Origin of the sequence: Pararhizobium sp. (genome assembly GCF_035497515.1) — a bacterium.
Classification (GTDB): domain Bacteria; phylum Pseudomonadota; class Alphaproteobacteria; order Rhizobiales; family Rhizobiaceae; genus Pararhizobium.
Genome location: NZ_DATJDJ010000103.1, coordinates 118,105 through 130,681, shown reverse-complemented (window position 1 = coordinate 130,681; position 12,577 = coordinate 118,105). Strand labels below are relative to the sequence as shown.

At 61.5% G+C, this 12,577-nt stretch carries 13 protein-coding genes; 2 read left to right on the top strand and 11 right to left on the bottom strand.

Annotated elements, in window-relative coordinates; translation table 11 throughout:
• Positions 1–5 precede the first annotated feature (5 nt).
• From VL202_RS10835 to speB, 11 genes are all read right to left on the bottom strand, one after another.
• Positions 6–566 (bottom strand): NADPH-dependent FMN reductase, encoded by a 561-nt coding sequence (locus tag VL202_RS10835; RefSeq protein ID WP_325464120.1) that lies wholly within the window; start codon positions 564–566, stop codon positions 6–8.
• A 93-nt stretch (positions 567–659) separates the two neighbouring features.
• Positions 660–1,613, bottom strand: a complete 954-nt coding sequence (locus tag VL202_RS10830; protein ID WP_325464119.1) for a ring-cleaving dioxygenase — start codon at positions 1,611–1,613, stop codon at positions 660–662.
• Positions 1,614–1,759: 146 nt separating this feature from the next.
• Positions 1,760–2,542: a carbon-nitrogen hydrolase family protein gene (locus VL202_RS10825; protein WP_325464118.1), complete on the bottom strand. Its 783-nt coding sequence runs from the start codon at positions 2,540–2,542 to the stop codon at positions 1,760–1,762.
• On the bottom strand, positions 2,539–3,339 hold the full coding sequence (locus VL202_RS10820; RefSeq protein ID WP_325464117.1) for an ABC transporter permease: 801 nt from the start codon (positions 3,337–3,339) through the stop codon (positions 2,539–2,541). The genes VL202_RS10825 and VL202_RS10820 overlap by 4 nt, the downstream gene beginning before the upstream one ends.
• A complete protein-coding gene (locus VL202_RS10815; RefSeq protein ID WP_325464116.1) occupies positions 3,336–4,190 on the bottom strand; it encodes an ABC transporter permease in 855 nt (284 codons plus the stop codon). Before VL202_RS10815 ends, VL202_RS10820 begins: the two co-directional genes overlap by 4 nt.
• On the bottom strand, positions 4,187–5,221 hold the full coding sequence (locus VL202_RS10810; RefSeq protein ID WP_325464115.1) for an ABC transporter ATP-binding protein: 1,035 nt from the start codon (positions 5,219–5,221) through the stop codon (positions 4,187–4,189). The genes VL202_RS10815 and VL202_RS10810 overlap by 4 nt, the downstream gene beginning before the upstream one ends.
• Before the next feature lie 212 nt (positions 5,222–5,433).
• Positions 5,434–6,522 (bottom strand): ABC transporter substrate-binding protein, encoded by a 1,089-nt coding sequence (locus VL202_RS10805; RefSeq protein WP_325464114.1) that lies wholly within the window; start codon positions 6,520–6,522, stop codon positions 5,434–5,436.
• An 88-nt stretch (positions 6,523–6,610) separates the two neighbouring features.
• Positions 6,611–7,258 (bottom strand): amino acid ABC transporter permease, encoded by a 648-nt coding sequence (locus VL202_RS10800; RefSeq protein ID WP_325464113.1) that lies wholly within the window; start codon positions 7,256–7,258, stop codon positions 6,611–6,613.
• On the bottom strand, positions 7,255–7,923 hold the full coding sequence (locus VL202_RS10795) for an amino acid ABC transporter permease (protein WP_325464112.1): 669 nt from the start codon (positions 7,921–7,923) through the stop codon (positions 7,255–7,257). The genes VL202_RS10800 and VL202_RS10795 overlap by 4 nt, the downstream gene beginning before the upstream one ends.
• A gap of 4 nt (positions 7,924–7,927) precedes the next feature.
• On the bottom strand, positions 7,928–8,728 hold the full coding sequence (locus VL202_RS10790) for a transporter substrate-binding domain-containing protein (protein ID WP_325464111.1): 801 nt from the start codon (positions 8,726–8,728) through the stop codon (positions 7,928–7,930).
• A 180-nt stretch (positions 8,729–8,908) separates the two neighbouring features.
• Positions 8,909–9,970 (bottom strand): agmatinase, encoded by a 1,062-nt coding sequence (gene speB, locus VL202_RS10785; protein WP_325464110.1) that lies wholly within the window; start codon positions 9,968–9,970, stop codon positions 8,909–8,911.
• Between the two features lie 254 nt (positions 9,971–10,224).
• Here speB and VL202_RS10780 point away from each other — a divergent pair, with 254 nt between their 5' ends.
• Positions 10,225–11,274: a LysR substrate-binding domain-containing protein gene (locus VL202_RS10780; protein WP_325464109.1), complete on the top strand. Its 1,050-nt coding sequence runs from the start codon at positions 10,225–10,227 to the stop codon at positions 11,272–11,274.
• Between the two features lie 37 nt (positions 11,275–11,311).
• Positions 11,312–12,490: an aminotransferase gene (locus VL202_RS10775; protein ID WP_325464108.1), complete on the top strand. Its 1,179-nt coding sequence runs from the start codon at positions 11,312–11,314 to the stop codon at positions 12,488–12,490.
• Positions 12,491–12,577: the final 87 nt, after the last annotated feature.

Sequence of the window (12,577 nt, the reverse complement as noted above, 5' to 3'; positions counted from 1 at the left end):
CCGGACTACCCGTCCTTGACCGTCGCAACATAGGCAGAAAAAGCTTCGACGAGGGTCTTCAGCCGCGCCTTTGCCTCTTCGTCGATCATGTTGCCCTCCTTGTCGAACACCGATCCGGCCTTCGGCACCATCAGCCGCTTGCCGGACCAGAGATCGGCACCAAGCGTGCGGAAGACCGACAGCCAGGCATCCTGGCTGAGCAGGGTTCCGAACGGACCGGGCGACGCGCCGGCAAGCGCAAAAACCCTTCCGGAAAAGACATTCGGTGCGCCGGTCATCGATGAACTCACCCAGTCGATCGCGTTCTTGAACACGCCCGGCATCGAATTGTTGTATTCCGGCGTGAACAGGATGACGCCGTCGGCGTTCGCGATCTGATCCTTCAGGACCTGCACGGCGTCCGGCACGCCCTCCCGCTCGACATCGGCATTGTAGAGCGGAATGCCCTCGATCGTTCCGATCGTGAAGGTGACGCCCTCCGGCGCCAGCGGCAGGGCGGCGTTGAGCAAGGCCTTGTTGAACGAGGCCTTGCGCAGGCTTCCGGAAATACCGAGGAGTTTGGTCATGGGATGATCCTTTTGCGTTTCGTGCCAACATGCTGGCCGCGGCTAAAAAGTACAGCCTAAAAAGCCGGGATGAACCCGGCTTTTATCGGTCGATCAGACCAGCGGCTTCAGCCGTGCCTCGATCTGGGCGCGTTTGTGCTCCAGGAATGGTGGCAGCGACAGGCCTTCGCCCAGCGTTTCCAGCGGCTCGTCGACGGCAAAACCGGGACCGTCGGTGGCGATCTCGAACAAGATGCCATTCGGCTCGCGGAAGTAGAGCGAGCGGAAATAGAAGCGCTCGACCTCGCCGCTCGACGGCAGCTGAAAACTCAGCAGCCGCGCGGTCCATTCATGCAACGCCGCCTCGTCCGGCGCACGGAAAGCCACGTGATGAACGGCGCCGGCGCCCTGCCGCGCAGTCGGGAGGCCCGGCTCCACCGCGACATGAAGTTCGGCGGCCGGACCGCCCTCACCCATCGAAAAGACATGCACCGCGCCGTTTCCGTCGGGTGACGGATATTGCCGCTGCTTTTTCATGTTCATCACATGCTCGAGAACAATCTCCGTATTGGTGATATCGGGAACGCTCATGACGATCGGGCCGAGACCCTTGATCTGGTGTTCGACTGGCACCGGGCTGCGATCCCACGGATGCGATGGTGCCAGCCCGCCATCGTCGATCAACCGAAACCGCTGGCCTTCGCCATCCTCGAAATCGAGCGACATGCGCCCGTCGATCTCGATGACATCGCCAATCGTCACGTTCAGTTCCCGCAAGCGAGCCGCCCACCATTCGACACTCTGCGTGCTGCCGACACGAAGGCCGGTGCGCGAAACACTATGCGTGCCGCGCGCTTCCCGGTTCACGGGCCAGTCGAAGAAAGTCAGATCCGTGCCGGGCGTTGCTTCGCCGTCGGCATAGAAAAGGTGATATGCGGTGGTGTCGTCCTGGTTCACCGTCTTCTTCACCAGCCGCATGCCGAGCGTCTGCGTATAGAAGCGCAGGTTTTCCCTGGCGTTCGCGGTGATGGCGGTAAGGTGATGAATTCCTGTCAGTTGCAAGCTCATGGCTGCCTCCATTCGATTATCTGGAGCGAATATCGTCTGGGCAGCCAGTTTAATAAAGAGGTCCGACAGGGACGCAATGTTCACAAAAATTGAACGATACCGTCCACCGCCGCAAAAAGCGCGCTTCCACCGCATCGTGATAATGGTCAGACCGGGTGCCGCAAATCGTTCAAATAGGTGTTTTCGGTCTTGGAAACATCGAAGTCGGCCGGCTTCAACGTAACGATCATCAGCGTTTCACCATGCGAGGCAGCGCTTGCCAGAAGGCTGCCGTCGGGTGCGGCGATCCGCGACGAGCCGGCAAAGGTAAAGCGCTCGTCGGCGCCGCAGTGATTGATATAGGCGACGAAGACCTGGTTCTCGAACGCCCGCGTCTGGATCATGTGATCGGCGATGAACGTGCCGGAATATCCGGCCGGCAGCGCGGTCGGAACCAGCACGGCATCGACACCGGCCAAGGCGAGGCGCCGGACATTCTCCGGAAACTCCACGTCGTAGCAGATCAGCATGCCGCAGCGGACGCCGCGATGGTCGAAGGTCACCGTGCCCGGTTGCGCGGGGGTAAAGAGCGCCCGTTCGTAATCGCCATAGAGATTGGATTTGCGATAGACGACCGGAACCGCATCTCCATCGACATAGACGGCGCTGTTGAAGACCGTGCCCTCGGCATCTTCCGCAAAGCCGGCAATGATCGCCACGCCGGTCGCAACCGACATCGCCTGAAGACGTTTCACCAGAGGTCCATCCGCCGGTTCCGCCAAATCCCGGATGATGGCACCTGCGCCATAGCCGGTGAGACCGAGTTCCGGCGTCATCAGCAGGCTTGCGCCCTTGGCGGCAGCCTCTTTGACCGCCTGCTCGATACGGGCGAGATTGGCGGCGACGTCGCCGGGGACCGATTTCATCTGCAGGGCGGCGAGCGTGATCATGTGTCGTCCGATGACATGGCGCCGAGCAACTTCGGCAGATCGCCGAACCGCGCGACAACGGAAAAGATGACGGCAGCCGTCGCCACGAACAGGATCGTCACCGACGCCATGGTCGGCGTATAGCCGTAGCGCAGGGCGTTGAAGATCTTGATCGGCAGGGTTTCCATCGTGAAGCCGACGGTCATGTAGGCAACGATATATTCGTTGAGCGACAGGACGAAGGCAAAGGCATATCCCGAGACGATATAGGGCAGGATCAACGGCAGAACGACGGTGCGGAAGATCGTCCGGTCGTCGGCACCCATGGTGGCGGCTGCCTCAACCAGCGAGCGGTCGATGGCCGTAAAGCCGAGCGACAGGGTCACCAGCGGGAAGGTTACGAAGAAGATCGCGTGGCTGACAACAGCTGTCCAGGGCTGGCCGTAGAAGCCGGTTGTCGCCCAGAAGGTCAGGAGGCCGAGCGCGGTGATGACGGGCGGCAGCGTGAACGGCGCGATACCGAGAAGCTGGAAGATGTTTGCCCAGGGCGCGATCCGCCGCCACAGGAACCAGGCGAGCGGCAGGGCAATTGCCACCGCCAGCGCCGCCGATGCGAGCGCCAGCGTCAGCGAGGCGAACAGCGCGCTGCGCCATTCCGGATTGAGGAAGATTTCCCCGTACCAGGAGAGCGAAAAACCCTTGGGCGGAAAGGCCAGCGTCTGCTTCTCGTTCACTGAAACGCCGGCGACGACGATCATCGGCAGCGCCAGGAACAGGCCGATCAGGACGAAATAGATCTTGCTCAGTGCCTTCGTCATGCGGCCTCTCCCTTGCGTCCGGCGAGGATCGTCAGCCCCACGAGCCCAAGCGTCACCAGCACCAGGAAGACCGCCATGGCCGCCGCGAACGGCATGTTGGACTGGTAGATCGCCTGGTCGGTGATCAGCACCGACAGTGTCCAGTGCTGTGGCCGCCCGAGAAGCTGCGGCAGGAGGTAGGAGCCGAGCGCGAAGATGAAGACCATGATCAGCGTCGCGGTGATGGTGTTGCGCAGTGCCGGGACGACGACGGTGAAGAACGCCTTGATCGGCGAGGCGCCGAGCGTGCGGGCCGCTTCCGTCAGCGTCGGATCGAGCCGGACGAGCGCCGGGTAGAGCACCAGCACCGTATAGGGAAACGCTTGGTAGACCATGCCGGTCAGCACGGCGCCAAAACTCGGCAACAGCGCCTTCGCCTCGCTCATGAGACCAGCCATGACCAAGATGTTGGTAATCCCCGCCGTGCGCGAAAAGATCGTCGACCAGGCAAAGCCGATGATGACTTCCGACAGCGACAGGACCGAGAGAAGCGCCACCAGCCAGACGATCTGCACCTTTCGCGTCATGCGGGTCAGGAGATAGGTGAAGGGAACGGCGAGCAGAATGCAGCAGATCGCTACCGTCACCGCCAGCATCAGCGAGAAGCCGAGCACATTGGCAAAGAACAGGCTGAGAAACCGCTGATAGTTCGAAAACTCGAAGGCAGGCACGTAGAAACCGCCCTGCTGGCGCTGGAAGAACGACACCGCGATCATCGTCGCGAACGGCACGACGAAGAAGACGATGAGCATCATCGCCGGGAAGAACAGCGGACCATAGTCGCCGAGCTTTTGTGGGGCTTCGCGTCTCATTTGGCCAGCACCACGCAGACATCCGGCAGCAAGACTACGCCGACCGGTTGGCCGACCGTGACTTCGGGCCGCGCACGCGGCGTCGAGACGGCGACGATCTGATGACCGGCAATATCGACGAAGGTTTCGATCGTGCCGCCAAGATCGCGCACGAAGGTGACGGTGCCGGACAGCGCGCCATTGCCGGGCGCCGTCAACTGGATGTCCTCCGGCCGGATGGACAATGTTGCTTTTCTCTCCGCACCGAGCGACACGCCGGAAACCGGCTGGCCGAGCACAGTGACGCGGCCGGTGCTGTCGGCTTCGGCGGCAATCAGATTGGTGGAGCCGATGAAATCGGCGACGAAACTGTCGGCCGGGCGCCGGTAGATCTCGATCGGCGGCGCCGCCTGGCGGATTTCACCGCCTTTCATGACAATCACCGTATCGGCCATTGTCATCGCCTCGCGCTGGTCATGCGTGACGACGATGGTGGTGATGCCGAGCTTCTGCTGCAATTGCCGCAGTTCCACCTGCATGGCCTCGCGCAGTTGCGCATCGAGCGCCGACAGCGGCTCGTCGAGCAGGAAGAGCTTTGGCGAAATCGCCAGGGCCCGAGCGATCGCCACGCGCTGGCGTTGGCCACCGGAAAGCTTGGCGACAGGCCGGTCGGCATAGCCACCAAGATGCACCATTGCCAGCAGCTCGGCGACGCGCTTGACCTGGTCTTCCTTGGCCGTGCCCCGGATACGCAAGGGATAAGCGATATTCTCGCCGACCGTCAGATGCGGAAACAGCGCCAGCGACTGGAACACCATGCCGAGATTGCGCTTGTGGGTGGGAACCTGGGTAATGTCCTCGCCATCGAGGCTGATCGTACCCGCACTCGGCAGTTCAAGGCCGGCAATCATTCTCAAAAGCGTCGTCTTGCCGCAGCCGGAGGGTCCAAGCAGGCAAACGAATGTGCCATGCGGCACCGTCAGGGCAACATTGTTGACCGCGGTGAAAGTCCCAAATTCCTTCGTGACATTGTTGAGGGTCAGGCCTGACATTCGTGTTCCTTCTAAAATTGCAGGGCCCAAATAAGCAGCAGCATATGCCGCGTCCCCCCCTCAGTCCCTTTGGGACATCTCCCCCTCAAGGGGGGAGATTATTCTTTTCCTCTCACGTTCATCATGGTGAAAGGGGAATGCGCGCCTTGCGATCTCCCGCCTTAAGGGGGAGATGCCCGACAGGGCAGAGGGGGTGAGCCCCTCTGACCAGTTCAACCGACGATCAGTTCCGTCCATTTCTGGTTCAGCCAATCCGACTTGGTCTGGTAGAGATCGTAGCGCGGAATGATCGGCTCGATATCGGAGGAGACGGCGGCGAATTCTTCGGCCGTCAGGTCGGTCAGTTCGCGCTTGACCGTCGGCGAGGTGCCGACCTTGCGCGACAGGATCGCCTGGATCGACGGCTGGCTCATGTAATCGATGAAGACATGGGCTTCCTCGACCTTGGTCGATGCACGCGACAGGGCCCAGCAGCCCGAATCCTGGATGCCGCCTTCCTTCGGGAAGGTCGAGCGGACAGGGTTGCCGTCGGCCGCGGCAAGGCCGGTGACGTCGTGATAATACTGGCCCATCGGGATTTCGCCCGACTTCAGCGCCTGTTCGAACTGCGCTTCGTCGCGATACCAGAGGCGAACGTTCGGCTTGACTTCGGCCAGCTTGTCGAACGCTTTCTGGATGCCCTCTTCCGTATCCAGCGCATTGGTGCCGCCGAGATAGGTCTTGGCCGTCACTTCGAGCAAGAAGGAGTTGGAGACAAGCGCAAGCAGGCCGAGCTTGTCGGCATTGGCCGGATCCCAGAAGGCGGTCCAGGAGGTCGGCGCTTCCTTGAAGACGTCCGTGTTGGTGACGAGGGTGATGTACCAGGACACCGCGCCGATGCCGGCAACGCGGCCGTCCGGATATTTGTTGACGAAACGGTCGATCAGGTTCTTGCCGTTCGGAATCTTCGCCATGTCGAGCGGCGCCCAGAGGTCCGTCGCCTGGCCCTTCAGCATCGCGACCTGCGACATCATCGAGACGTCGGCAGGCGCCTGGCCAGCCTTGGCGGCCTGGTCGAGCTGTACCAGCCAGGCTTCGCCGGTCGGCTCTGCAACGGCTTCGACGACGATACCGGTTGTCTTGGTGAATTCGGGGAAAATGTTCTTGTCGAACGAATCCTTGAAGTAGCCGCCGTAGACGCCCACCTTCAGCGACTTGTCCTGCGCCCGCAGGATCGACGGCATGGCCAGCATCGATACACCCGCAAGACCAGCGCCCAGAACGGCGCGACGGCCGACGCTCTTGCTCAGAAATTCAGTCATGATCGTTCTCCTTTTTATGCCGGCCGCTTCTGGCTACCGGTCTGTTCCCAATTTTCAGTCCGGCTTGCAAGTCCGAACCGTGGTTCAATCAATGTTTCAGGGCACGAAGCTCCAGCATCTTGGCGTATCGAGTCAACGGAAAACACAAGACGAAATAGATAAGGGCAACAAAGCCATAGACCTTGAACGGCTCGAAGGTCGCATTGTTGATCGCATTCGACGTCCTGACCAGTTCCTCAAAGCCGATGATCGAGGTCAGCGCGGTGTTCTTGATCAGTTGCACCAGGAAGCCGACCGTCGGCGCCCGCGTGATCGCAAAGGCCTGCGGCAGGATGATCAGCCGCATCTGGCTGATATAGTGGAGCCCGAGGCTGCTTCCCGCGTCCCATTGCCCGACCGGCACCGCCTCGACACCGCCACGCCAGATTTCGGCCAGAAACGCGCTGGCGCAAAGAGTAAGCCCGAGCACGGCAGCCGTCCAGGGTTCGATGCGCAAGCCCAAAAGCGGCAGGCCGAAGAACAGCAGGAACAGTTGCATCAGCAGCGGCGTACCCTGGAACAGGCCGATATAATATTCCGCGAAACGCTTCAGCCAGCGCCGCTTGGAAATGCGCAGGAACAGGATCAGCAATCCGACGACGATGCCGCCGGCAAAGGCTACGACGGAGAGAAGGATGGTCCAGCGCGCGGCCAGAAGCAGGTTGCGGATGATGTCCCAAAGCGTGAATTCGATCACGAAACGCCTCCGGGCAAGAAGCGATTGCCGCCGGCAACCAGCAGGCGGCGCAGGCCGATGCTCATGCCGAGATAGACCAGCGTGATGACGAAATAGGTTTCGAAGGCGCGGAAGGTGCGAGCCTGCAGCATGTCCGCCTCGTAGGTCAGTTCGCGCACGGCGATCTGCGAGACGACGGCGGATTCCAGCATCATGATGATGATCTGGCTGGTCAGGGCCGGATAGATCACTTTCAAGGCCTGTGGCAGGACGATCTTGACGAAGACCTGCCGCGGTCGCAGCCCCAGAGCCAGCGCCGCCTCGCGCTGTCCTTTCGGCACGGCATCAAGACCAGCGCCGACGATCTCGGTCGTATAGGCGGTCATGTTCAAGGTCATTGCCAAAATGGCCGCGACGACCGGATCGAGCCGGATGCCAAGGCTCGGCAGGCCGAAGAAAATGAAGAACAACTGCACCAGAAAGGGCGTGTTGCGCACGAGCTCGACATAACCGGCGATCAGCCGGCGCAAGGCCGCATGACGGCTGCGCCGGGCCGCCGCGCCGAGAATGCTGAGCACGGTGCCGGCAACAGCCGACACCGCGATCAGAAGCATCGTCATGGCGGCGCCGTTTGCGATCAGGAAGACCGCATCCTCCAGCCAGCCGAAGTCGAGCGCATAACCCAAAGGATCAATCCTTCAGGTTTTCTGGATTGAGCGGAACCTTCAGCCAGGTTTGCGAGCTTTCGTTCAGCTTGCCATCTGCCAGCATCTTGGCAACTGCATCGTTGATCGCAGCTTTCAGGCGGTCCTCACCCTTGTTGAGCGCGAGATGCGACGGCGAGGTCAGCAGTTGGAACTTCTGCTCCGGCTTCAAGGCTTCCTGGCGGGCCAGAACCTGCGCACCGACATCGTTGCCGACGACCATCAGGTCGGTCTGGCCTGAAATGAAAGCCTGAATGACGGCGTTATAGTTGTCGAACCGCTTGATATCGGTCTCCTTGGGGGCGGCTTCCGTCAGCGAGGTGTCTTCCAGCGTGCCGCGGTTGACGGCGATGCTCTTGCCGGCGAGGTCGTCCTTGCCCTTCACGTCCATCGCAGCCGGTCCGATCACGGCGATGTAGTAGGGCGCATAGGCGGCGGCGAAATCGATGACCTCGGCGCGCTCCTTGCTGTAGCCGACGCTGACCAGCATATCGACGCGCTTTTCCGTCAGGTACGGAATACGGTTCTGGCCGGTGATCGGAACGGGAACCAGCTTCACCTTCAGTGCATCGGCGATATACTGAGCGACGTCGATGTCATAGCCCTTGAGGCTCATGTCGGCACTGGCCGAGGAGAAGGGCGGAAAATCGGCGAAGACGCCGACATTCAGAACGCCTGCCTTGGTGATGTCGTCGAGAGCGTCGGCATTGGCAGCCGAGGCAAGACCGAGAACGGCACCGCCGAGCAGGAGCATGGCGGCAAAAGATGATTTCAATGCGGTTTTCATTTTTGTTCCCCTTATGAGTTTGTTTGGCAGGCGAAGCATGTGCGGTTGATAGCCCCTCCCCCTGGCCCTCTCCCGGTAAACGGGGTGAGGGAACGACGGAGATTGCCGCAAGTTCCTTCTCCCCGCTTACGGGAAGAAGGTGGCCGACAGGCCGGATGAGGGGCCGTCGGCGTAAAAAGGTCAGTCCCGCGTGCCATTGACGAACGGGCTGAACACCATGAGGCTCAGGATTTCGAACAGAACCTGCGAACCGACATGCGCCGTATTGGTGGTCGCGTCATATTGTGGCGCAACCTCGACGACGTCGCCACCGACAAGGTTCAGGCCCTTGAGGCCACGGATCAGTTCCAGCACTTCGCGGGTCGTGAGGCCACCGATTTCCGGTGTGCCGGTGCCCGGCGCAAAGCTCGGATCGACGCTGTCGATATCGAAGGACAGATAGGTCGGGCCATCGCCGACGATCGCCTTCGCCTTCTCGATGATCGCCGGCATGCCCATCCCGGTGACTTCTTCCGCATGGATGACGGTCATGCCGGATTCGTAGGAGAATTCCCACAAATATTCCGAGGAGCCGCGAATGCCGATCTGGATCGTCCGGGTCGGGTCGAGCACGCCGTCGAGCACCGCGTTGCGGAACGGGCCGCCATGGTGGAACTTGGTGAGATCGTAGGCGCCGCCGGTATCGCAATGGGCGTCGATATGGATCATGCCGACCGGGCGGTTCTTGCCGACAGCTTTCAGGATCGGATGGCTGATCGAGTGGTCGCCGCCGACCGACAGCGGAACCACGCCGGCATCGACGATCTGGTTGATGCGCTTTTCGATATCGTCATGGCTGAGTTCCAGCCGGTAACGGCTCTGGAACGGTACGTCGCCGATATCGGCCACACGCAGGTCGTGCACCGGAGCACAACCGAGAACGTGATTGTAGGGACCGATCCGCTCGATCGTGCGCATGGCGCGTGGCCCGAAACGCGAACCTGGACGGTTGGTGACGCCAAGATCCATCGGCACGCCGACAATGGCGACCTGCAAATTGCCGAAATCCGGCGCGTTGGCATCAACAGGCATATAGGGCGCCATCAGGAAAGTCGGCACACCGGAATAGGGCGCAAGGCGCGTGCCGTTCTTGGAGAATATCTTGTCAGCAACCTTGCGGAAGGTGGGGTCGAACATTTCGCCACCATGCGCCTCGCCGTATTTCGCCTTCAGATCGTTGAGCTTCTTGTCATCCCACGTCATGTCCGCCGACCTTTCCTTCAAGCCCGGGAGAACGTGCGTACTGACGTCGCAAGGCCGAAAACCAGCCTCGATGATCGCCAACAAACGGAATTGGCATCGTCATTTCACCGATGGAATTTCCGTGCATGTTCCCCAGGCTTTTGCCTTTGTTGGGCATATTAGGAAACAAATCCACTGGAAAATCAATTGACATTGTTATAGCGTTTGGCGTGAGAAAAACTCACAGTTCAATTCGCTTTCAAGAGCATTCTTTCGTGTCCAGCCGCCTGCCCCCGCTCAATCCCCTGCGCGCTTTCGAAGCGACGGCCCGCCGTGGATCGGTCTCGGCTGCGGCACGCGAACTGAATGTGACCCACGGTGCGATCAGCCACCAGATCCGGGCGCTTGAACTCTCCTTCAACGCGCCGCTTTTCGAGCGCGGCGGCAAGCGGTTGAAGTTGACATCGCAAGGCGCGCTGCTGTTGCCGGCCGTCACCAACGCGTTCGAGGGCATAGCGGCCGCCACCGCCGCCATGACGCGTCCGACCACCAGCGGCGAACTGCGCATCGCCTGCGTGCCGGCGCTCCTGTCGTTCTGGATGATCCCGCGCCTGCATCAGTTCACCGAGCAGTTTCCGGATGTACAACTGACCCTCATCGCCTCCAACGATGCAGCCAACCTGTTTTCCAACGATGTCGATATCTGTCTGCTCTACGGCGACGGCAACTGGCCGGATTGCTGGGCGCGGCTGTGGAGCCGGCTGGAACTTTTCCCTGTCGTCAGCCCGACCCTTGTCAACATGCGACCGCTGCGTTCGCTGCGCGACCTGCGCGACCATGTCATCCTGCATGGGGATGACGGGCGCGAATGGAACACCTGGCTTGCGGCCGCGACGGAAGGCACCGACATCCAGCGTGGCCGCCAGCACTTCATGAGCGACGCGCGGCTTTCAACCGAAGCGGCCCTGCACAATCAGGGCGTGGCGCTCGGCGATACGATTACCGCAGGCAGCCTCATCGCCAAGGGCGAACTGATCGCACCCTTCGACCTGACCGTTCCCGCCAACGACGCCTTCTATGTCTCCTGCCGCAACGAGGTCCGGGCCGCGCCGATCGTCAAGGTGTTCATCGACTGGCTGTTTGCCGCGCTCGAAAGCGACCCGATGCCGGAGCTGCAGACCTCGGCGCGCACCATCATCCGCGCCCGGCCGCCGAAGATCAGCGCGCCTGAGCGGCTGCCGACCAAGGACGGTTTCCAGCCGGTCTCCTCCCCTGCCCGCGCGCGCCGGCCGGAACCGACGCTGAAGCGCCGCGCCAAGTCTTGAAAAAACACGCTCGCCTAAAACCAACAGGATCACCGCAATGCCGCATTTCAATCCGCTGATCGCCAGACTGTCGCCGCCGCCGGTGCCTTCCGTGCTTGCCTGGGGCAAGGAATATGACGGTGCGCGCGGCCCCCGGATCGATCTCAGCCAGGCCGTTCCGGGCTATCCGGCCCATCCCGACATGCTGGCATGGCTCGGCGAAGCGGCGGCCTCGCCCGCCTATACCGGCTATGGCGCGATCGAGGGCGAGGACGTTTTGCGCGCGGCCTATGCAACGCATGTTTCCGGCGTCTACGGTGCATCCGTCACGGCCGAAAACATCCACATCACATCCGGCTGCAACCAGGCCTTCATCTCGACCGCGATGGCCATCGCCGGCGCGGGCGACAAGGTCCTGATGACCAACCCCTTCTATTTCAACCAGGAAACGACGCTCTCCATGCTCGGCATCGGTGTCGAGCTGGTGCCCTGCGACGCCGCCCTCGGCTTCCTGCCTGACATCGACGCCATTGCCTCGGCGCTGAAGCCCGGCGTGCGAGCCTTGGCACTGGTCACACCAAACAATCCGACCGGCTCGGTCTATCCGCCGGCTCTGCTGCGCCGGATCTTCGACCTCTGCCGGACAAACGGAACCTGGCTGATCCTTGACGAGACCTATCGCGACTTCCTGCCCGAGGGCAGCGGCGCGCCGCATGATCTGCTGACCGTCGAGGGATGGCAGGATAGCCTCGTCTGTCTCTACAGCTTCTCGAAGTCCTTCTGCATTCCCGGTCACCGCCTCGGCGCGATCACGGCCGGGCCGGCGCTGGTGGAGCAGGTCGCCAAGATCATGGACAATCTGCAGATCTGTGCCCCCCGCTCCGCGCAGGCGGCCATCGCCAGGGCACTCCCGGCGCTGGACGACTGGCGGGCCGGCAACCGCGCCGAGATCACCCGGCGCGCCGAAGCGTTGAAGCAAGTCATGAGCGGGCTGAAAGGCTGGAAACTGCAGGCGATCGGCGCCTACTTTGCCTATATCCGCCATCCTTATCCGGATATCCGCTCGGAATTCGTGGCGGAAAAACTTGCAAAGATCGCCGGCATCGTCTGCCTGCCGGGTGACTATTTCGGCCAGGGCCAGGAAGGCTACCTTCGTTTCGCCTTCGCCAACGCCGACGTGCCGACGATCCTCCAGCTGGAAGAACGCCTGTCGAACTTCAACCTGCCTGGAATCTGAGACGCGGCCCGCTCAGCCGCGGCGGGCAAAGGCGAGGCAGTCTCTGACACGAACAAATCCATTGCGGTCTACTGCATATTTAAAGTG

What these genes read in the sequence shown, in the direction of transcription:
- VL202_RS10835 (WP_325464120.1), bottom strand. Translation starts at nt 566, where the DNA reads ATGACCAAACTCCTCGGTATTTCCGGAAGCCTGCGCAAGGCCTCGTTC.
- VL202_RS10830 (WP_325464119.1), bottom strand. Translation starts at nt 1,613, where the DNA reads ATGAGCTTGCAACTGACAGGAATTCATCACCTTACCGCCATCACCGCG.
- VL202_RS10825 (WP_325464118.1), bottom strand. Translation starts at nt 2,542, where the DNA reads ATGATCACGCTCGCCGCCCTGCAGATGAAATCGGTCCCCGGCGACGTC.
- VL202_RS10820 (WP_325464117.1), bottom strand. Translation starts at nt 3,339, where the DNA reads ATGACGAAGGCACTGAGCAAGATCTATTTCGTCCTGATCGGCCTGTTC.
- VL202_RS10815 (WP_325464116.1), bottom strand. Translation starts at nt 4,190, where the DNA reads ATGAGACGCGAAGCCCCACAAAAGCTCGGCGACTATGGTCCGCTGTTC.
- VL202_RS10810 (WP_325464115.1), bottom strand. Translation starts at nt 5,221, where the DNA reads ATGTCAGGCCTGACCCTCAACAATGTCACGAAGGAATTTGGGACTTTC.
- VL202_RS10805 (WP_325464114.1), bottom strand. Translation starts at nt 6,522, where the DNA reads ATGACTGAATTTCTGAGCAAGAGCGTCGGCCGTCGCGCCGTTCTGGGC.
- VL202_RS10790 (WP_325464111.1), bottom strand. Translation starts at nt 8,728, where the DNA reads ATGAAAACCGCATTGAAATCATCTTTTGCCGCCATGCTCCTGCTCGGC.
- speB (WP_325464110.1), bottom strand. Translation starts at nt 9,970, where the DNA reads ATGACGTGGGATGACAAGAAGCTCAACGATCTGAAGGCGAAATACGGC.
- VL202_RS10775 (WP_325464108.1), top strand. Translation starts at nt 11,312, where the DNA reads ATGCCGCATTTCAATCCGCTGATCGCCAGACTGTCGCCGCCGCCGGTG.